The 20,920-nt window shown below is 55.5% G+C and carries 18 protein-coding genes, 2 tRNA genes, 1 pseudogene and 1 riboswitch; of the genes and pseudogenes, 5 read left to right on the top strand and 16 right to left on the bottom strand.

Annotated elements, in window-relative coordinates:
• Positions 1-96 precede the first annotated feature (96 nt).
• The 6 genes and pseudogenes from AH68_RS11260 to AH68_RS04015 form a co-directional block, all read right to left on the bottom strand.
• Positions 97-228, bottom strand: a pseudogene (locus AH68_RS11260) (type I restriction-modification system subunit M N-terminal domain-containing protein); the annotation flags it as partial.
• Positions 229-435: a DUF4357 domain-containing protein gene (locus tag AH68_RS10955; RefSeq protein ID WP_236682452.1), complete on the bottom strand. Its 207-nt coding sequence runs from the start codon at positions 433-435 to the stop codon at positions 229-231.
• Positions 429-1,061: a GIY-YIG nuclease family protein gene (locus AH68_RS04030; RefSeq protein ID WP_236682451.1), complete on the bottom strand. Its 633-nt coding sequence runs from the start codon at positions 1,059-1,061 to the stop codon at positions 429-431. The genes AH68_RS10955 and AH68_RS04030 overlap by 7 nt, the downstream gene beginning before the upstream one ends.
• Complete coding sequence (locus AH68_RS04025) at positions 1,058-1,273, bottom strand: YlcI/YnfO family protein (protein WP_236682450.1); 216 nt, start codon at positions 1,271-1,273, stop codon at positions 1,058-1,060. Before AH68_RS04025 ends, AH68_RS04030 begins: the two co-directional genes overlap by 4 nt.
• A gap of 146 nt (positions 1,274-1,419) precedes the next feature.
• Complete coding sequence (aroA, locus tag AH68_RS04020) at positions 1,420-2,760, bottom strand: 3-phosphoshikimate 1-carboxyvinyltransferase (RefSeq protein WP_039197868.1); 1,341 nt, start codon at positions 2,758-2,760, stop codon at positions 1,420-1,422.
• 256 nt (positions 2,761-3,016) lie between these two features.
• Positions 3,017-3,090, bottom strand: a tRNA-Pro gene (locus AH68_RS04015).
• Between the two features lie 120 nt (positions 3,091-3,210).
• Between AH68_RS04015 and AH68_RS04010 the strand changes: the two genes are divergently transcribed.
• Complete coding sequence (locus AH68_RS04010; protein WP_039197866.1) at positions 3,211-4,380, top strand: hypothetical protein; 1,170 nt, start codon at positions 3,211-3,213, stop codon at positions 4,378-4,380.
• A gap of 33 nt (positions 4,381-4,413) precedes the next feature.
• Here AH68_RS04010 and glgX read toward each other — a convergent pair whose 3' ends face one another.
• From glgX to AH68_RS03985, 5 genes are all read right to left on the bottom strand, one after another.
• Positions 4,414-6,558 (bottom strand): glycogen debranching protein GlgX, encoded by a 2,145-nt coding sequence (glgX, locus tag AH68_RS04005; protein ID WP_173405844.1) that lies wholly within the window; start codon positions 6,556-6,558, stop codon positions 4,414-4,416.
• Positions 6,559-6,619: 61 nt separating this feature from the next.
• Entirely contained in the window at positions 6,620-7,279 is a 660-nt protein-coding gene (locus AH68_RS04000; RefSeq protein ID WP_052189142.1) for an NUDIX hydrolase, read from the bottom strand.
• A 9-nt stretch (positions 7,280-7,288) separates the two neighbouring features.
• Entirely contained in the window at positions 7,289-8,191 is a 903-nt protein-coding gene (locus AH68_RS03995) for a Nif3-like dinuclear metal center hexameric protein (protein WP_039197862.1), read from the bottom strand.
• A gap of 77 nt (positions 8,192-8,268) precedes the next feature.
• Positions 8,269-11,121 (bottom strand): DNA polymerase I, encoded by a 2,853-nt coding sequence (gene polA / locus AH68_RS03990; protein WP_039197860.1) that lies wholly within the window; start codon positions 11,119-11,121, stop codon positions 8,269-8,271.
• On the bottom strand, positions 11,111-11,872 hold the full coding sequence (locus AH68_RS03985) for an ANTAR domain-containing response regulator (RefSeq protein WP_033501237.1): 762 nt from the start codon (positions 11,870-11,872) through the stop codon (positions 11,111-11,113). Before AH68_RS03985 ends, polA begins: the two co-directional genes overlap by 11 nt.
• 332 nt (positions 11,873-12,204) lie before the next feature.
• Here AH68_RS03985 and AH68_RS03980 point away from each other — a divergent pair, with 332 nt between their 5' ends.
• Both AH68_RS03980 and AH68_RS03975 read left to right on the top strand, forming a co-directional pair.
• On the top strand, positions 12,205-13,071 hold the full coding sequence (locus AH68_RS03980; RefSeq protein WP_039197857.1) for a D-hexose-6-phosphate mutarotase: 867 nt from the start codon (positions 12,205-12,207) through the stop codon (positions 13,069-13,071).
• Between the two features lie 163 nt (positions 13,072-13,234).
• Positions 13,235-13,330, top strand: a riboswitch (TPP riboswitch).
• The gene (locus tag AH68_RS03975; RefSeq protein ID WP_201772601.1) at positions 13,327-14,109 is read left to right on the top strand and encodes a 3-oxoacyl-ACP reductase; all 783 of its coding nucleotides are present in this window, start codon (positions 13,327-13,329) and stop codon (positions 14,107-14,109) included. (Overlaps the previous riboswitch by 4 nt.)
• A 94-nt stretch (positions 14,110-14,203) precedes the next feature.
• On the opposite strand, the gene AH68_RS03970 is transcribed toward AH68_RS03975, so the two are convergent.
• Positions 14,204-14,815: a family 1 glycosylhydrolase gene (locus AH68_RS03970; RefSeq protein ID WP_236682449.1), complete on the bottom strand. Its 612-nt coding sequence runs from the start codon at positions 14,813-14,815 to the stop codon at positions 14,204-14,206.
• 332 nt (positions 14,816-15,147) lie between these two features.
• On the opposite strand from AH68_RS03970, the gene AH68_RS03965 reads away from it, so the two are divergent.
• Entirely contained in the window at positions 15,148-15,483 is a 336-nt protein-coding gene (locus AH68_RS03965; protein ID WP_039197855.1) for a hypothetical protein, read from the top strand.
• Positions 15,484-15,534: 51 nt separating this feature from the next.
• The gene (locus AH68_RS03960; protein ID WP_052189141.1) at positions 15,535-15,759 is read left to right on the top strand and encodes a type II toxin-antitoxin system RelB/DinJ family antitoxin; all 225 of its coding nucleotides are present in this window, start codon (positions 15,535-15,537) and stop codon (positions 15,757-15,759) included.
• Between the two features lie 118 nt (positions 15,760-15,877).
• Here AH68_RS03960 and AH68_RS03955 read toward each other — a convergent pair.
• From AH68_RS03955 to uvrB, 4 genes are all read right to left on the bottom strand, one after another.
• Positions 15,878-15,951: transfer RNA gene (locus AH68_RS03955), tRNA-Leu, on the bottom strand.
• Between the two features lie 217 nt (positions 15,952-16,168).
• The gene (gene pyk / locus AH68_RS03950; RefSeq protein WP_033501733.1) at positions 16,169-17,611 is read right to left on the bottom strand and encodes a pyruvate kinase; all 1,443 of its coding nucleotides are present in this window, start codon (positions 17,609-17,611) and stop codon (positions 16,169-16,171) included.
• A 172-nt stretch (positions 17,612-17,783) separates the two neighbouring features.
• Positions 17,784-18,767 carry a TerC family protein gene (locus AH68_RS03945; protein WP_039197853.1) on the bottom strand — a complete coding sequence of 328 codons (984 nt, stop codon included), beginning with the start codon at positions 18,765-18,767 and terminating at the stop codon, positions 17,784-17,786.
• Between the two features lie 39 nt (positions 18,768-18,806).
• Complete coding sequence (gene uvrB / locus AH68_RS03940; protein WP_039199795.1) at positions 18,807-20,918, bottom strand: excinuclease ABC subunit UvrB; 2,112 nt, start codon at positions 20,916-20,918, stop codon at positions 18,807-18,809.
• Positions 20,919-20,920: the final 2 nt, after the last annotated feature.

Genomic DNA, 20,920 nt, shown 5'->3' with positions numbered 1-20,920 from the left:
GACAAAGTTCTTCAATCAGCTATGAGAGCACCATGCGTTCAGCCACTTCTCAGCCGCACGGCTGGGACGGACGTCGAAAGCGACATCGATGCGGTCGACTTCCGTCCTGGACAAGAATTTGTAGAAAATGAATCCCAGAATGTAACCCTCGTACTCGTTAACCTCAATCTTGGAGCGCATCTTGTTGGCGGAATCCTATATCTTGGAGGCCAGCCACTGCTTGTTGATTTAGTTTCCTTCGCTTCTATAGACTTGGTTGAGCGTTTCTCCGTCGTCGCTTACCCATTCGGTCCAGCCGTTCTGGCTGCCGCCGAGCACGAACACCGCCGCGGCGCTGGGCGTTGGGAACTCGATGTCCTCGGCGAGCTCTGCGGTGCCGCACGAATCGCCGAATATCTCCCTGCGCGCGACCGCGACGCCCACGTTCTTCAGCACGGGCCCCGAGAGGTTCCTTTCGAGCCGGCGAGCACGGTGAAGTGCCCGGTGGCCTTGTCATAGCGCCCCGCACCGCGTATGCCGTTCTTCTTCGTGTGGAAGACCGCCGGCGCACCTGCGGGGCCTTGGTCGACCCTGTTGAGGTCGTACCCCAGAGCCGCCATCCTGAAGAGGATCCTCTTGTGCAAGCGCTCGACGGACTCTTCTTTATATGGGTCGACGTAGGGCTTGGGCGTCGCCGAGTTGTCGGTCTCGTACGAGCCGTGGGTGCGCACGTAGTCGATGGCCTTCGCCTCGAGGACATCCAGTTCGTCCCTGCTGATGTTCTGGTCGTCGTCGAGGAACATGACGGCCTTGTTCCAAAATTCCTTCTTTGTCTTGTGCGCGTCGAGCCGGGCGATGCCCTGGGTCGTCTGCCCCGCGTAGACGCGGCTCACGTTGCCGTGGTTCTCGTCGAGCAGGTAGTAGACGCCGCGCTGAGGGATGTTCGGCAGCGACTTCGCCTCGGCGAGGTCCTCCCTCGGAACGATGACGGTCACGAGCGACTCGCCGGTGATGCGGCAGATGCGGATGCGGTCCGGCTGCTCATCTATGAGCTGGACGGTGAGAGTCTTGACCCGAATCATGCTCGCGCCCCCTTCTTCGCGAGCTCTTCGATCATGCAGGTGCGCACGAAAGCGGAGAAGCTCATGCCCCGCAGGGCCTCCTCCTTCGCCGCGTCGCGCAAGGTATCAGGAATGCGCAGAGTCACGGATACCTGGTCGCCGTCCACTAGGAAACTCCTGATCTCGGTCTCGTCGGGGTTGCTCTTGATGAGCTTCTTGTAGCTGTCAGGCATCTGCGCTCCCATCGCTCGAAATGCAATACAAATACGTATTCTGTGCAAACGTAGAAATGTCCTTCTTCTGTTTTTGCGGATGAAGGACATTTCCGTACCGTTTTCAGTATCGTGGATTATTTGCGGATTATCTTTGACAATCCTTGCTAGGCAAGCATGTTGGTCCACATATTCGCGAAATCGGGAAGCGTTTTCGCAGTGGTGGCGATGTTCTTGATTAGAATGCCGTTGATTTTCAGCCCTAGCATCGCGGCGAACGTCGCCATGCGATGGTCCGCATAGGTTTCCATTTCAGCCGGCTTGAGATTCATTGCCGGCACTGGCACGATCTCCAAACCGTCGGCCAGCTCACGGGCTTCTCCCCCGACTCTGGTGATTTCGTTGACCAATGCTTCCAGACGGTTCGTCTCGTGGCCGCGCAAGTGGCCGATGCCCAGCATGCGCGTAGGCTTGTCAGCGAAAAGCAGGATTGCGGCCAGCGATGGCGCGATCTCGCCTGCCGCGGTCAGGTCGAAATCACCCAAGCCGTTGATATGGCCGCTGCCGGTCACTTCGCAGTACCGGACGCCGTCGATCACGGGGAAGCTGATTTCAGCGCCCATATGTTCCAAGTATCCGGGAAGCAGGACGCCCGGCTGGGTGGTGGATTCCGGCCAGTGAGGCACGCGAACGGTTCCGCCGGCGATCAGTGCGGCGCCGAGGAACGGGGCGGCATTCGACAGGTCAGGCTCGACCGTCACGGTTTCGGGCAACTGCACGGCTCCCGGCTGCGCGGTCCATACGCGGGCGTGTTCGTCTGCGTTGGCACGCACGCCGGAACCTTGCAGATCGGCCACGGTCATGCGAATATGAGGCAAACTCGGCGTCTTCTCCCCCGTGTGATGCAGTTCCAAACCGCCTGGCACTCGAGAGCCGATGAGCAATAGTCCTGAAATGAACTGCGAGGATCCCGAAGAATCAATGCTGACTACGCTCGGCTTGACGCGCTGGCTCACCGTTTGAGGTGGAGTGATTGTAAATGGCAGGCGACCTTCCTCGCCGCGGTATTCGATACATGCCCCCAACTGTTCAAGACCGTCCAACACGGGCTTCATCGGACGTGCGTACGCCTGCTCGTCACCGTCGAAATCCACAGGACCGTCCGCGAACATGGCAAGACCGGGCACAAAGCGCATCACCGTTCCCGCAAGACCGCAGAACACCTTCGTACCACCGTGGAACCGGCCGTCGGACGGCGGCACCACCGTCACCGTGGTGTCAACCTGCTCATCGATTTCGCAGCGCACTCCCAACGAACGCAGCGCGTCCATCATCAGCTCGGTATCACGCGAGCGCAACAGCCCGACCAATCGCACAGGACGATGCCCGAGAGCCGCAAGAATGAGATAACGGTTCGACAGGGATTTGCTGCCCGGCACCACAACGGTGGCGTCAAGCGACTTGCTGGCAAACGGCGCCGGCCAAAGATTCTCTTGAGATGCGTTCATAGGGTTTATCGTATCCAAAACCCGTGGAAAATCATGTTTCGGTATCACCATGCAGCGCGACGATCACTTTGGGCACGTACGCGGCGTTGTGGCCGGAGAATCTGGACGGTTGCGCGGACGCGGTCGAGATGCTCCGCTCCGCATGCTGGAGAACTGACGTCAAAGAGGTTGTTCCGTGTTTGTACTGTTTTATACCGGAAACCGGAAAAAGGATTTTTCAAACCGCGTGAAACACCTTTGTTTCCAACGGTTTTCGTCGGGCTGACAGGATTTGAACCTGCGACATTCTGCTCCCAAAGCAGACGCGCTACCAAACTGCGCTACAGCCCGTTCATGTTTACACACCGCGAATCCGCCTCACGGAATCGCATCATGTGAACACAAGTTTCTATTATAGCGTATGGTTGGACAACGACAGGCTTACAATAGCGTTTCGGAAGGGAGAGTGGCATGGGACGTCATCAGCAGGCTGAATCATCGGGCATTATCTCCTTTGTAATATGCGCCATCATCGCTTGGTTTGTCATGAACGCCTACACGCAGTTTGCCCCGGCCATCTGGCGTGTCACGCAGCGGCTGTTCACCGTCTGCTCGGGAATCGCGACAGGATGCGGAGTCGTTTCATTCAGTTTGGGTTATGCACGAAAATCACGTTCGTTGACGCTCAAACATGGCTGGGTCACTCCGGTTCGTCGTGTTTTCGAAATCCTCGCGCTTTCCGTTGTGTATGCTTCGACCATTTTCGTCACATCGTTCATGATGCTGTCCATCATCAACAACATGATGGGCATCCGCACGCTGAAAGGCTATCTGCCGATCCTATGCGCGGCCATCGCAGGCGTTGTAGGCTATATCACTTTCGTGCAGGCGGAACTTATGAATGCTAAAACGATCGCTTCCCTACTGCCGTTTTTCGTGGTGTCTGGCGTGAGCATCGCAGGATTGACGTCCGACGATCCGTACTGGTACAACAATAATTTCTCCCAATTAGGCGACCGTACTACCTTCGCCGCACGCATGTTCAATTCGACGCTGATGCTCGCGGGCATCTGTATCGTCATCATCAGCTATTTCGCCGTTTCCGAGCTCATTACCACGTATCGTCTGCAATTGCAGTATCTGGATTCCAACGCCATCAATGAAACGCCGAAGCATTTTCGTACGAGGATTCTGCTGCTGTCGATCATGTTGACGTTGGCCGGCATCGCTTTCGTAGGCATCGGCATGTTCCGTTACACGCCGCATCCGATTTTGCACAACGTGTTCGCCCGCGGCCTACCATGTTTGATGAGTGTGCTGATGATTGCCCTGCCTTGGCTTGCCCCGCAACTTTCAAAGGTCGTATACGTGGTTTCCGATCTTGCAATCGGAATCGGCGCCTATGCCGGATTCCAATGGCTGAGTGGGCATGACACGCTGACGAACGTGGAGGCGTTGGCCGGCATGATGTTCCTTGGCTGGTTCATCATTTTCTCGCGTCAAATCGCCGCCATCGAAGCGGACCGCGTGCAGACGCAGCTGATACTGGCGCAATCTGAGAGACCACGCTCCGTCGAGGATCTTGCGGAAGTCAGCGAAACTGTTCCCGACACTGTTTCCCGGCTTGCTTCAGAAGTCTAAAACCGCAGCTGGAAAACAGCGTCGGAAAAACAATCAGAAGTTGTGATGCCTACTGGACGGCTTCTTGTCGCTCATCAACAGCAGGAAGCTTCTTGATTGCGCGGTAATCGCAAAACCGGCCTCATAATTAAGTTCCGGCCCCTTTGGATTATGCGTGTCGACAATTAAGCGCCATTTCTTGCCATATTGCTCATCGGGCAGGGTGAACATGATCGGCTCGTAATGCGCGTTGAAAATCAGAATGAAGTCATTGTCGACCATCTGATTGCCGTACCAGTCGGTTTCCGGAATATCGGAACCGTTCAGATAGATCATCACAGTGAAGGCGTGTGTGTTCGACCAGTCGTCCATATCCATGATGGAACCGGTGTGATCCATCCATTCGACCTGAGGAATCGTAGTGCTGTCGGTTCCCTGCTCGCGACCGGAGAAGAAGCGACGGCGATGCAGCACAGGATGCTCAAGCCTCAAATGGATCAGCTTCGATACGAATTCGAGCAGGTCCTTCTGATCCTCGTCCAAATCCCAGTTCGTCCAGGAGATCGCATTGTCTTGGCAGTAGGCGTTGTTGTTGCCCTGCTGGGTGCGCGCAACCTCATCGCCACCGCAGATCATCGGAATGCCTTGGCTGAGCAACAGTGTGGCGAACATGTTGCGCATCTGCTGTTGACGAAGCTCGTTAACATCCTTGATGGTCGTAGGACCCTCGACACCGCAGTTCCAAGAACGGTTGTTGCTTTCGCCGTCCCTGTTGCCTTCGCCGTTGGCTTCGTTGTGTTTTTCGTTATAGCTCACCAAATCGTTCATGGTGAAGCCGTCGTGCGCGGTGATGAAGTTCACAGATGCGACCGGTCGGCGGCCGTTGACCTGATACAGGTCGGAACTGCCCATGAGACGGCTGGCGAATTCCGGCAAGGTAGACGGTTGCGAACGCCAGAAGTCGCGCACGCAATCGCGATAGCGGCCATTCCATTCGGACCAGCTGGACGGGAAGCCGCCCACCTGGTATCCACCGGAACCCAAATCCCATGGCTCGGCGATCAGTTTGACGCGGGAGATGACCGGATCCTGCTCGACGATGTCGAAGAATGCCGACAGTTTGTCGACTTCCTGGAACTGACGCGCCAATGTGGCCGCAAGATCGAATCGGAATCCGTCGACGTGCATTTCAGTGACCCAATAGCGAAGGCTGTCGGTAATGAGCTGCAACGCGTGCGGCGAACGCATGAGCAGCGAGTTTCCGGTACCTGTGGTGTCGAAATAGTGTCTGCGGTCGTTGTCTACCAGACGGTAGTAGGCGCCGTTGTCGATGCCTTTGAAGCTGAGGGTCGGTCCGCGGTTGTTGCCTTCGGCGGTATGGTTGTACACCACGTCGAGAATGACTTCCATGCCGGCATGATGGTATGCCTTGACCATGGATTTGAACTCGTTAACCTGTTCGCCGCGCTGCCCTGAGCTGGAGTAGGCGTTGTGCGGGGCGAAAAAGCCGATGGTGTTGTATCCCCAGTAGTTGCTCAAGCCTTTTTCCTGCAGGAAGCTGTCGTTGACGAACTGGTGGATGGGCATGAGTTCGATGGCTGTGACGCCCAGCTTCTTCAGGTATTCGATTACGGAGGGGTAGGCCAGTCCCGCGTAGGTTCCGCGAATGTCCGGCGGCACGTCCATGTTGAGGTTGGTCATGCCGCGTACGTGGGCTTCGTAAATTACCGAATCGTGGTATGAGATGTTCGGATGCTGGTCGTTGCCCCAGTCGAAATAAGGGTTCACCACGGCCGCTTTCATAGTGTGTGCGGCCGAGTCGAGCGTATTCATGCTGGTAACGTCGTCAGGGCTTTTGAACCAGTATGAGTAGAGACTTTCATCGCCGTCGATATTGCCTTCGATGGCTTTCGCGTAAGGGTCAAGCAGCAACTTGTTCGGGTTGCAGCGCAAACCCTGCATCGGGTCGTACGGGCCGTACACACGGTAGCCGTAACGTTGCCCCGGTTGGATTCCGGGCAGATAGTTGTGCCAGACATACGAGTTCTGCTCGGTCATTTCGATTCGAGTTTCGTTGTCTTCCTCATCGAAAAGACAAAGCTCGACCTTTTGTGCCACTTGGGAAAAGAGGGCAAAATTCACGCCGGCGCCGTCATAGCTTGCGCCGAGCGGATACATCGATCCGGGTCTGATTTGCATGATTCAAGTATCTCACGTTTTAGCCACCAAATCGTAATTTCGTGTTATTCGGCGATTATTTTTACGATTCGAAAGAACTTTTGACTGTATTTTGCCGGTTTCGCCTAATTTGCTCGTGAAGAATGGCGATCATGGAATTGGATGCGGTGATGCGAGTGTCACGTAGCCGCTGCCAAGAGATCCACGCCGATTCAACATGCTCATCGCCGTCGAAGTGACGTTCGACGGGGCGCCATGAACGCAGGTGAAGCACCATGATGTTGGCAAGCTCGTCGGTCATGCCTTCGGACGAGTAGAACTGACCCACATGGTCAAATTCGATGCCGTCATGCCCGGTGGGTTCCACACCGGTCTCCTCGCGAAGTTCGCGCAGCGCGGCCTCTTCAACGTCCTCTCCCCTGTCGATGAGTCCGGCCGGCAGACCGTAAGCGAACGCGTCGCAACCGATACGGTATTCGCGTTCGATCAGGTACCGGTCGTTCGCGCAATCATGCACCAGCATGACCACGCAAGGCGCGTGGCGCATCACCTGCCGACGAATCACCGTTCGCCCGCCGCCACGCATCGGCAATGCGATCCGCATATCGTCGACACCGAAGATAGCACCCTGGTACACGTGCTCGCTGTCAAGCACCGTTACCGTGCCGGACATGTCCACTCCGTCACTGGACTCGTCCAGCAATGCATCAACTTGGGTTTCGTCTGCCGCTTCATTACTCATGACGTGTCATCATTCCTGTCCGCTCGAGGGGATCACCATGTTCCATGGATCGGTGTTCATGGAAATCCAACGTACGTCGGGAGTGTCGCCGGTCACGGACGCGACCGCCTGAGGAACGTCTTTCATCGCATACTGGAACCACATGGATTCGATGGCGCTATGTGGAGTGTTGATAAACGCCGGACGCACATGTTCATCGCCATGACCCAGGGCGATGCCGGAAGCGCGCATGGAAGCCTCATAGCGGGCCTGTTCAATGGCGTCCGTTACGGGATGATGCCTCAGATCGCTGGTCACATACACGTCGGCTCCGGTCGCACGCACCTCATCGAACAGCGAATCACCGGATCCCGGCAATATCGCCACCGTATTGATGGGAGCGTCCAGATCACCGCAAACCTGCACGCCAAGTTCAGTATACGGCAGCACGTCGGCCACACGGCGGGCGAATTCACGCAGCATCACAGATTCGGCAAGCCGCCCGACACGTCCCAGGCCGACCGGATGCTCGGCGTTCGGATCGTCGATGGGTACGAGCGGACGCTGGTCCACCAGACCAAACATGTCAGCCGCAGCCATGCCGACACCACGATATGCCGCATCGGCATTCGTATGCCCCACCCACAGCGCGCATCCGGCACGATTGAGCTTGCGCACGATCTCACCGCGGAAACCCAATCCTGATACCGCATGAACGGAACGGAAGAACAACGGATGGTGGCAGACCAGCAAATCAACGTCCCCCGCAATCGCCTGATCAACCACCGACATAGAGGGATCAGCTGCAAAAGCGATATTGCGCACAGGCTGACGCAAGTCACCCACGATAAGACCAGGCTCATCCCACTGTTCCGCATAGCGAAGCGGATACAGTGTTTCCAACACATCAACGACCTGGCTTAATGCAGCCATTGCAACCTCCTCATCATCCGCGATTTCACATACGTGGCATCATCGCACGACAACCGGCATGTTTCAAACAGACGGCATCAGTGCGCGGCAAGCTGCCAATCCGAACCAATACCCGTGGAAACATCCAGCGGAACCGCCATGTCAACCGCATGTTCCATGGCATCCTTCACCAACGCGGTGGCCTGCTCCGCCTCGCCCGGCGCAATCTCCACCACAAGTTCGTCATGAATCTGCAGAATGATCCGGCTGGCAAGACCAGACTCATGCAACGCATCATCAGCCCGAATCATGGCGATCTTCATAATGTCCGCAGCGGAACCCTGAATAGGCGCATTCAACGCAGCACGCTCCGCAGCGTCACGTACCGCACGATTCGGCGACTTCAGCCCCGGGAAATACCTACGACGACCATAAATCGTCTCCGTATATCCCTTTTCACGGGCCGTGGAAACCAACGACTCCAAATACTCATGGACCTTGCCGAACGTCGCAAAATACTGTTGCTTCAATGACTCGGCCTCACCCGGCTTAATGCCAAGCTGCTGCGAAAGCCCATACGTGCTCAACCCATACGCCAAGCCATAGCTCATCGCCTTAACATGACTGCGCTGATCAAACGTAATCTCATCAACAGGAACGCCATACACCAAGCTCGCCACATACTTATGGAAGTCCCTGCCGGAACGGAACGCCTCAATCAACGCCTCATCACCGGAAAGGTCGGCCATAATACGTAACTCAACCTGAGAATAATCCGAACTCAGCAACGATTCAAAGCCCTCACCGGGCACAAAAGCCGAACGAATCTCACGTCCAGCCGGATCACGATTCGGAATGTTCTGTAAATTCGGATCGACCGAACTCAATCGACCGGTCGCAGCCACAGTCTGCTCAAACGTCGTATGGATGCGTCCGTCAGACCCGTTGGTCGCATCGATCAACGTCTGCACAATCTGCTTGAGCTTGTTCTTCTCGCGATGCAGCAACAACGCGTCAAGGAACTGGCATGCGCTGTCATTCTCATACGAACGATCGCGCAACGCCTGCAAAGCCGCCGCATTCGTGGTATACGAACCGGTTTTGGTCTTCTTCGTGGGTTTCAAACCCATATCCTCAAACAGAATTTTCTGCAACTGTTTGGGACTTTGCAGATTCACACGTTCGCCCGCATACTGCCATGCCGTTTCCTGCGCATGATTCGCATCGGAGGCAAGATGTTCGCGCATGTTCATTAGCCTGTTCATGTCGACTTGCGCGCCGACATGCTCCATGCCATAAAGCACACGAGATACTGGAATCTCCACGGATTCCAACAAGGCGAACTGTTCACGCTGATCTAGCGAATTCGCCAGATTTCGTGCCAACAGCCCCACAATCGCCGTGTGGCGCGGAAGCTGGTCGTCTTTCTGCTGCACGGATTCTTCAGGCTCGTCGAAATCAAGCGTTCCTTGCGTAGCGCTTTCGGACTGCTCCTCGATATGCAGATCCAAAAAATGAGCCGCCGCCTGTTCCAAAGTGTCTGCATGGAAATCGGGATGGACCAGATACCCGGCAAGTTTGGTATCGAACAGCGGTTCCGGCAGTTTCACGCCGGTGCTTCCCAACAGATGGGACTGTTCCTTATAGCCATGCACCACCATGGATTGGTGGTATTCGTCAAGTAGCGTTTGCAGTTGTGACGCCATATCGCGATCAATATGATCGATGCGAATCGCTTTGCCTTGCGATGCGATCATCAGTGACGAATAGTCCGCGTTCCCCGGCTTGCTTTCGCCTTCCACCTGCAACACCCATGAACGGGCCACGGATTGCGCGCATTTCTTCGTATGATCAATGGCGAAACCGAAAGGAGTTGTTTTCGGCGCGGTTTCTCGCTCATCATGCAGATGCTTGTTCGTCGCCTGCAGATTGGATTGTGCCCATGATTCCAGCGCTTCCGGCGAATCAATCGTTTCGTATTCGGGTATTTCCAGTTTGCTGGACTCGTCTTGGGGCACGAGATTGTTCGTAGGCTTGCCCGCGTTGAATGTTCTTAGCACACGGTTTTTGGTGCGAATGCCGAATTCAAGCTTGGTGAACAGTTCGTTCAACTGGTTGGCATCCACCTGACCGAAGGTCAGGTCTTCGATGGACACGCCAAGATCGAGGTCACGCACCAAGGCGTTCACGGAACGGTTCAGCTTGACCTGGTCAATGTTGGCCCGCAGTGCCTCGCCTTTTTTGCCGCCGATCTCGTCGGCGTGCTCGATGATTTGATCAAGCCCGCCATACAGGTTGATCCACTTGGCTGCAAAGCCATCGCCCACGCCTGGAACGCCTGGAATGTTGTCAGCGGTTTCGCCGCGGAGCGCCGCCAAATCCGGGTACTGTTCCGGGGTGACATGGTATTTCTCCACCACCGCATCGGGAGTCATATGTTTCAGGTCTTTGAAATGATGCCCCGGATACAGCACGGTGATGTTGTTGTTGATGAGCTGGAACGCGTCACGGTCTCCGGACAATACCAGCGTGCGATAGCCAGCTTCGTCTCCCATGCTCGCCAACGTGCCGATCACGTCATCACCCTCATATCCGGGTTTTTCGATGAACGTGACGCCCAACGCATCAAGCATCTGTTGAATCAGAGGCAACTGCGTAAGCAGATCTTCCGGAGCCGCATCTCGCGTGCCTTTATACTGCGGCAGCATCGTATTGCGGAACGTGCCGCCTTTGACGTCGAAAGCGACGGCAAGATGATCGGGATGCTCGGCATCGATCACTTGCGACAGCATAGTGGCGAAACCCCAGACGGCATTGGTTGCTTGGCCTGCGGATGTACTGAAATTCTCTACGGGCAAGGCAAAAAAAGCGCGGAACGCCAAGGAATGGCCGTCAACGACCAATAGCGTCCCGCGTGAAGTGCCTTCCACAGTTACTGTGTTAGCGCTCATCCTCTGCTTCCGACTTCTGATCACCATACTTGGCGATGATGGCCATGGCCAAGCGCTTCTTCGGAATGCGCTGGTCCATGGAGGTCTTCTGAATCCAACGGAATGCGCCTTGCTCGGAGAAATCGGCCTTGTCCATAAGCAGGCCCTTGGCACGGTCGACGAGCTTACGCTCCTCGAGGGTTTCCTCAGCCTTCTTCAGCTGCTCTTCCGCCTTCTTGAGACGCTCTTCAGTTTCATGCAGTTTGGATTCGCTGCGCTCCACATTGTCGAGCAGATCGTTGATTTCGGCGAAACGACCCATGGCCACTTCCAAAGCCGGCAGCAGCTTGGACTCCTCATACGGCTTGGTAACATACGCCATGGCACCAGCGCCGGTAGCCTTCTTCACCAGATCGGACTGGGAGAATGCCGTAAGCATAACAACCGGGGCGATGTTCTCGTCGCAGATGATGCCCGCCGCCTCAATGCCGTCCATACGGGGCATCTTAACGTCCATGCACACTACACTCGGACGGAACTTGCGAGTCAGATCAACTGCCTCTTCACCGTTAGCGGCTTCGCCCACAACCTCGTAGCCATTATCTTCTAGCATGGCAACCAAATCCATACGGTTCACGGATTCGTCTTCGGCCACGACGACGGTACGCTTGCGAGGCTTCTCCTCTTCGAGGGGCCGCTCAGGCGCTGCGGCAGCCTGAAGTTCATCGTCGGTGAGCACTTCGTCCGGTTCCGTGGTCTTTTCTGCAGACATGTCGGTCTCTTTCCACTGTCACACCCAAAGCCGGCCTTGCACGCCCCTACTCGCTTCCGGAATGATTCGATGCAGTTACTTGCAATCGTTCTGATTCTGGGAATTCTCAGCTTTCCACAGCCTTGATTCACCTTCCATAACGCAAGTTGAAACGAACCGGCTATCTTCCTTGTACTTTCATGGATGATACTAGCAGAAGCCTACAAGTGCGTGTTGCAGCAACCCTCATTCCTGCCTTGCATATAAAGCTGGAAAATTCAGGAAATATCGCAATCTTGCAAAGCATCTTTCCGGGAATCATGTTTCAACGTCACCTTGTTTATACTGGGCGTATGAGTAGCACTTTCACTATCAGAGATATTGTCAACGAAGACGCAACGGCATCAGTCAGTGATTACGGTGCGCATGTGCTTTCCTGGGCACCCGCCGGCGAACAGGCTGTGGTTTGGCGATCAAAAGCGATTTACCTTAAGGAAGGCACTGCCATCCGTGGTGGTGTTCCCATTATTTTCCCTTGGTTCAATTCCGGTTTCGAAGACGGCCATGTGGCTTCTAAGGCACCTAAGCATGGTTTTGCCCGCAACAGTTTTTGGCATTATGACGAGGAAGGTTCTTCCGATGCTTTGTTGCGCTATACATTGGATTCCAGTGAGATCAACGCAGACATACTTTCCCAGTTTGTTTCTGGCCCGAATCCTCAATTTCATGCCGTTTACACCATTGAAGTCGGCCGTGAATTGACGATGTCGCTTACCGTATATAACGATGGCGACGAGCCATTGTCTTACGAAGAGGCACTGCATACGTATCTGCAGGTTGGCGACGCCGAACAGTCGCAGGTGTGCGGACTGGAGGGCGCGGACTATCTCGACACCGTATTGGATGGCGATCCGCGTTGCAGCCAAGGTGATGAACCTGTGACCTTCCAAGGCATGGTTGACCGCATCTACTATTCGGCGGATACGCTTGAGCTGCGCGATCCCGTGTTGCAGCGCACCATCATTGTCGCCAAGCAGGGCGCAGCGCAGACCGTGGTATGGAATCCGGGAGAGCAAGCCGGCAATGCCATCGGAGATTTGAGCGACGGCGAATGGCGTGGCTTCGTGTGCGTGGAAGCAGTCAACAATCGCGATTGCGCAGTCGTCGTGCCTCCACACGATTCGCATACGCTGCAGCAGACCTTGGCTGTAAAACACTGAGCGACCGGCGGTTTCAGTCGTTTAGACTGTCGCCGAAGGCGCTTGTCTTCGCTATGAACGCAGAAAAAGGCCATCCAAGACGACCTTTTTCTTCACGGGACCAGTACCAGAAATTGAAAACGTATACCCTTGGTGGGATTCATTTCCAATGCTAGTATTGCTTCCGTAGGCACGGGGGTGCCGGCATGAGCTGGCTGAGAACATACCCGTTGAACCTGATCCAATTCACATTGGCGGAGGGAGTGTGACATCATCATGAGCAATGATGCGTTGAACATGGATATCAATCAACAGCTTGTCCTGGTAACGGGTGGAGCGCGTGGTCTTGGTGAGGAGATCACCAAATCGGTGCTCGCCCATGGAGGCAGCGTCGTCATCAACTACTACAGGAGTAGGGAACGCGCCCAAGCCATCGCCGACGCCCACCCAGGCAAGGCATGGGCCATCCAGGCGGACGTGACCGACCGCGCCTCGGTGGACGGACTTTTCGCCGAGGCGGAACGATCGGCGGGGCGTCCGATCACCAGCGTGGTCAATAACGCTCTTGTGGATTTCTCGTTCGACAGCGATGCCCGTCCGAAGGCCGAAGACATCAAATTCGAACGGTTCGACCAACAGTTCCGCGGTGCCGTGGGAGGTGCCTTGAATGTGATCCAGGCCGCATTGGATGGTTTTGACCGCAATGGCGGCGGACGAATCGTGAACATCGGGACGAACCTGTTCCAGAATCCCGTGGTCCCATATCACGACTACACGGCCGCGAAGGCCGCGCTGCTGAGCCTGACGCGCACCTTCGCGGCTGATCTGGGGCCGAAGAACATCACCGTCAACATGGTCTCAGGCGGTTTGCTGCGTGTGACGGACGCCAGTGCCGCGACTCCCGAGGCGGTGTTCGATGGTATCGCGGCAGGCACGCCGCTCGGCCATGTAACCACGCCCGCTGAATTCGCGGATGCGGCACTACTGTTCCTGAGTCCGTTGTCTCGCGCGGTGACCGGCCAGAACCTCGTGGTCGATGGCGGACTGGTCAAGGACTGACCAGCTCATAATCCATTAAAAAAGGCATGTAAAGTAAGTGGGCTCATCCATCAGGAAGAGCCCACTAAATGAATCAGTCCATATGAACGGCATCTCACGGATGCGAGACAACTCCCTTCTTGCTGATTTCTCCTAGCCATTCAAGAGATGGCTTCGGTAATCGCTCGAACGTGTTCTTATCCCAACCGACAAGACCGAATGTAGGCGTGAACGAGCCCCACTCGTAATTGTCCAGCAGCGACCAGTGCAGGTAACCAAGAACGTCGATTCCCTCCTCCATTGCGGAATGTAATCCTGCCAAGGCATCAAACGTGTAGTCAATGCGACGAGAGTCGTTCGTCGAGGCAAGCCCGTTTTCGGTAACGAATATCGGCGTCTGTCGGGCGACTTCCCATGTGTGTCGCACAGCTATGCCGAGAGCCGGAGGGAAGTATTCCCAGCCTGTAAGGGTACGTTCCACCTCATCAGCAACTGGCACCGGACCATCTTTGCCGATAAAAGTGCGCAGGTACGCTTGCACGCCGACGAAATCATCACCTGCGGCCGCTTCCGTGAAGAAATCTTCTCGCGGGTATTGATACTCTTTCATTTCGGATTCGCAGCCGGGCATCGCATGAAAAGCCTGGCATGCAATGGTCCATCCGGACTTCACGTTTGGCAAGGCAGTCAGAACGTTGCGGGCCTTTCGATGCGCTTTCACGAGCATTTCCGAAATCTTTGGATCGGGCTCGGGCAAAGTATGCATCGGCGTCCGGTTTTAGCCAGCCTCCCCTGTTTGGCGAACCATCTGAGGGAAGTACAAGGCAGGCTGACAGAGCTCGCGCCATATGCTTTTCCCGGTGAAGAAACGCCCGAACGGGCCGAAAAGCCAAGGAATACCGAAGCGCGCTGCACGAACACCAACATCTGAGGGATGGATACGATCCATGGTTGTACAACATGCCTCCCTAGCGCATCACGGATGGCATGACGATCTGGTTTAAGAGCTCGTTATATGAGCGTGAGGACCCCTAGCTGTTCGACACGGATGAGGAAACCGTGGCAAGAATCACGTCATCGGGGAGCGAACGCTACGAAGTGTTCGCATACGAAAATGACGTCATCCACGAACAGTACCAGAACGCCGCAATGGACGCCGCCGCAAAAGCCATCCACCAGCATTTGGACAAGATCATGGATTCTCGGGAACGCACGGACCTGATCCACGAGAACCTATGCAACGTAGCCAAGGAGGACCTGAAGATAACCAGCTCGCCCACACCCTCAAAACAAGAAATACTTAAATCCTCAGAACCGCAAAGGCACACAATCTCTCGAAAACCGCATTCCGTCAACCGAAAAGCAGGATGCACAGACTCTCCATACCAAACGTAAGACATTGAGCTATAATCGTCTTACAACAATCAGCAAAAGATGGAGGTCGAGATGACCATGACTTCAGTGACGGTCCGCGTGGACGACGCCACGAAAAAACAGGCTACGGACATCGTGGAGGATCTTGGACTTGACCTGTCCAGCGTGACTCGCGCGTTCTACCGGCAGATCGTCAGGGAGAACCGTATCCCGCTCAGCCTATCGAGGCAATCCATTCCGGCTGAGACCCTTGATGCGCTCGACGAGGTGCGCGAAAAGGCGGAGACGTGGAGATAACCTACAATCTGGCGGATGGCAAGGTACTGAGCTCCCATGTAACGGCACATGCGCCAGATGGGTTTCAAAGAAAAAGCCGCGGCTGGAAATCTCCAACCGCGGCTGTTCATTAATCCGGTGCCCCCGGTGGGACTCGAACCCACACTGTACAGATTTTGAGGCTGTCTCCTCTACCAATTGGGATACAGGGGCCTTCGCACAACTTAATCATATTAACACAGAAAAATGATTTTGCAAAGTCCTTGAGCAGTCGGCGTTTCGCACCATGCGCAACATCTTGATCGCAACCTGTCGCAGTCTGCAAATCGGCAACATATCAACATCATCCAAAAACAACGGGAGGGCTTCCATCCAAACGGACGGAAGCCCTCCTATTCGCTAATCAGTCAGTCACTGACCGAAACGCATCTCAGTCGCAAGCACCGACGGTGTGGACGTAGATGGAATCGGTGCGACCCGGCTGGTGCTCGCCCTGGGCGGAGCTCAGCACAACGATCTTGTCGCCATCGGTGACCTTGCCGGCATCCTTCAGGATCTTATCGGTGAAGATCATCAGGTCCTTGCGGGACTTGTCGTGGTAATCCTCATCGAGCAGGAAGGACTCGGTGCCCCAAGACAGAGCCAGCCAGTGATAGGTGTGCTCGTTGTTGGTGATGCCATAGATCGGGGTGGCCGGGCGTTCGCGGGACACGCGGTGCACGGTGGAACCAGTCTGGGTGTAAGCAACGATGGCCTTGGCGTTCAGCTTGTCAGCCAGATCCACAGCTGCGGAAGACACGGCGCCGGTGGAAGACATATCCAGGTTCTTCAGTTCCGGGATACGGTCGAAACCGTGCTCGGTGGCAAAGGAGGAGATGCGGCTCATGGTGCTCACGGTGACTGCCGGGTACTTGCCGACGGCGGTCTCGTTGGAGGTCATGGTGGCGTCGGCGCCGTCGAGGACGGCGTTGGCGCAGTCAGATGCCTCTGCACGGGTCGGGACCGGAGAATTGACCATGGAGCCAAGGACTTCGGTAGCCACGATGACCGGCTTGGCGTACTGACGAGCCAGCTCGATGCAGCGCTTGGTAGCCAGCGGAACCTCTTCCAGCGGGCACTCGACGGCCATATCGCCACGGGCGACCATGATACCATCGAAGGCCTTGACGATCTCTTCAAGGTTCTCAAGAGCCTGCGGCTTCTCGATCTTTGCGACGACCGGGATGCGACGGCCTTCCTCGTCCATGATCTCGTGGGCGCGGTCGATGTCGGTGGCGAAACGCACGAAGGACATGGCGATGATGTCGGCGCCGGTGCGGATAGCCCAACGCAGATCGGCTTCATCCTTCTCGGTCAGAGCCGGCAGGGACACCGCAACACCCGGCAGGTTGATACCCTTGTGGCTGGAAACCGGTCCGGCCACGACAACCTTGGTGTACACGTTGTTGCCTTCGACCTTGGTAACCTCAAGACGAACCTTGCCGTCATCGATGAGGATCGGGTCGCCAGCATGGCAATCGCCCGGCAGGCCCTTGAAGGTGGTGGAGGTGATATGCTCGTCGCCCTCGATATCGTCGGTGGTGATGACGAACTCCTGGCCTTCGGTCAGCTGGACCTTGTCTTCGCCGTCGGCGTTCTTCTTGAACCAACCGCAACGGATCTTCGGACCCTGCAGATCAACCAGGGCTGCGACGTTGCGGCCGGTGGCCTTGGCGGCGGCGCGGAGGTTGTTGTAGACCTTGAGGTGGTCCTCCGGAGTGCCGTGGGAGCGGTTCAGACGAGCGACGTCCATACCTGCTTCGACAAGGCTGGTGATGCCTTCCAGGGACTCGGTAGCTGGACCGATGGTATCTACGATCTTGGCTTTACGCATGAATGCCTGCCTATTCTTGTTGATATTGTTTTGGGATCTGACGACCCTGTTTCCAACCGACCAGTCTACTAGCAAAAAGCGCTCACTTCCACCTTGAAACGAGGCGTGTTGTGAGCGCTCACATTTTTTTGCTAAAAAGAAACCGCATGTTTCCATGCGGTTTCTCAAATCGTCACTTTTCCTTTGCTTCGATGGCACGCATCTTCAGCACGCTGGCCAATGCGGTACCACCAATCGACACAACGATCACCGCCAAAGACAGCCATGTAGGCACTTCAGGCACCCAAGCGATCGGTTGACCGCCATTGATGAACGGCAACGAATTGCCATGCAATGCCTCCATAATGAGCTTGACGCCAATGAAGCCCAGCACCACGGAAAGTCCAAGCGGCAGATACACCAGCTTGTCGAGCAGCTCGCCAAGCAGGAAGTACAGCTGCTGCAAGCCGAGCAACGCGAACACATTGGACGTGAACACAATGAACGGATCCTTCGTTAAACCGAAAATAGCAGGAATGGAATCAAAGGCAAACATCACATCGGTGGTGCCGATGGTCAGAAAGACGATCAGCATCGGAGTCCAATACTTGGCACCGTTTTTAACGGTACGCAACTTTTCTCCGTCATACTCATCGGTAATCTTGATGACCTTGCGCAATGCGCGGATCAAGCCATTCTCATGATATTCCTCATCTTCGTCTCCCCCAGTGACCAACTTGATGGCGGTGACGATAAGAAATGCGCCGAACAGGAAGAACACCCAGGTGAAGCGGGAGATAATGGCCGCGCCGATGAGGATGAACACGCCGCGCAACACCAATGCGATGGTGATGCCAATGGACAGCACGAATTTCTGCAGCTGTTTTGGCACCGCAAAATTCGACATAATGATGACGAAGACGAATAGATTGTCAATACTCAGCGAATATTCCGTAAGCCAGCCCGAATAAAATTCGATGGCCGGCTTCGATCCCGCGAAGAACCACATAAGTCCGCCGAAGATCAACGCCATGACTACAAAGAACGCGATATGCTGCACGCATTCCTTGGTGGAGGGCACATGGGGCTTACGTCCGATGATGAACAAGTCGACCACGAAGAAGACGGCAAGCACCGCGAACGTGGCGATTTCAAAAACAAGTGGTGTTTCAGCCATAATCCACTATGGTACGGATGCCGTATGACCAGTCGAGAACTATTTGCTCGCCTCCGTCATCTGCCGAAGTTCCTTTTTCAGGTCACGGATCTCGTCACGCAAACGAGCTGCAAGCTCGAATTGCAGTTGTTCGGCGGCGGTATGCATCTGCTCGGACAGTTGCCGAATGAGATCAGCTAGATCCTGCGCGGGCAGTCCGGCCTTGAGAATCTCCTCATGCCGTCTGTCGGATTCCTCCTTGCTGGTGGCAGGCACGCCAAGATGAGAATTGCCGGCTTTGTCCGCGTTGCGGTATCCGGTACCGAGCAATGTCTGGGTGTCGACGTCCTCTTTGGCAAGCATGTCGTTGACATCGGAGATCTTCTTGATGAGCGGCTTCGGATCGATGCCGTGTTCCTTGTTGTAGGCGATCTGGATATCACGGCGGCGATTGGTTTCGTCGATGGCCTTGTGCATGGCTTCGGTGATGTCGTCCGCATACATGATGACGGTGCCGGACACGTTTCGTGCGGCACGTCCGATGGTCTGGATGAGCGAACGATAGGAACGCAGGAAACCTTCCTTGTCCGCGTCAAGAATGGCGACCAATGACACTTCCGGCAAATCGAGACCTTCACGCAGCAGGTTGATGCCGACGATGACGTCGATTTTGCCTTCGCGCAGTTCGCGCAGCAATTCGACACGTCGCAGGGTGTCCACATCGGAATGCAGGTATTCGACTTTAATGCCACGCTCCAGAAGATAATCCGTCAGATCCTCAGCCATCTTCTTGGTGAGCGTGGTGACGAGCACACGCTCGTTTCTGTTTACACGGTCTTTGATCTCCGCAAGCAGATCATCGATCTGCCCGTCAACCGGACGCACGTCAATCTGCGGGTCGACAAGACCGGTCGGACGAATGATTTGTTCGACGACTCCATCGCTCAGACCAAGTTCGTAGTCGCCCGGCGTCGCCGACAGATATACCGTCTGGCCAACGCGTTCCTGGAATTCCGGCCATTTGAGCGGTCGATTGTCCATCGCTGAAGGCAGACGAAAGCCATGTTCGACCAACGTGCGTTTGCGACTGGCATCGCCTTCGTACATGGCTCCGATCTGCGGCACGGTAACATGCGACTCGTCAATGACGAGTAGGAAATCGTCAGGGAAGAAATCCAATAACGTATGCGGCGGCGTGCCCGGCTCACGGCCATCGAAATGCCTTGAGTAGTTTTCCACTCCGGAGCAGACGCCAACTTGGGAGAGCATCTCCAAATCGTACGTGGTGCGCATAGTAAGACGTTGTGCCTCAAGTTCCTTGCCTTGTTTGCGCAGTTCGGCGGTACGTTGATCAAGTTCCTGCTGAATGGTAGACAACGCTCGCTCCATACGTTGCGGCCCCGCCACATAGTGTGATGCGGGGAAAATATGGACCTGCGGCTCGTGGGCAATCACATCGCCGGTCAGCGGATGCAGGGTTGAAATACGGTCGATTTCATCACCGAAGAATTCGATACGGATGGCCAGTTCCTCATATACGGGAATGATTTCGACAGTATCGCCGCGCACACGGAACGTACCTCTGGTGAAGGCGATATCGTTGCGCTTGTACTGCATGGAGACGAAAGTGCGCAGCAAGTCGTCACGGTCGATCTGCTGGCCTTCCTCGAGAAACAGCATACGCCCGGCGTATTCTTCCGGCGTACCAAGGCCGTAAATACAGGAAACCGTTGCCACGACCACGCAATCACGACGCGTCAGCAAGTTCGCCGTGGCCGCATGGCGAAGCCGTTCCACGTCGTCATTGATGTTGGAATCCTTTTCGATATACGTATCGGTTTGCGGAATATAGGCTTCCGGCTGGTAGTAGTCGTAATACGAAACGAAATAGCTCACCGCATTGTCTGGCATGAGTTCACGGAACTCGGCGCACAGCTGCGCTGCCAACGTTTTATTCGGTTCGATGATCAACGTCGGGCGTTGCAGACGTTCAATAAGCCATGCTGTGGTGGCGGTTTTGCCAGTTCCGGTGGCACCCATGAGCACCACATCGTTCTCACCGTTTTCAATGCGTTCCGCAAGCTCTTCAATCGCCTTGGGCTGGTCGCCGCTCGGCTTATATGGCGATTTGACCACAAACGGCTTGTTCGTGCGTTCAATATTGAATCCCATGC

Origin of the sequence: Bifidobacterium catenulatum PV20-2 (assembly GCF_000800455.1) — a bacterium.
GTDB classification, from domain to species: Bacteria; Actinomycetota; Actinomycetes; order Actinomycetales; family Bifidobacteriaceae; genus Bifidobacterium; species Bifidobacterium kashiwanohense_A.
This window is presented reverse-complemented; position numbering and strand designations above follow the sequence as displayed.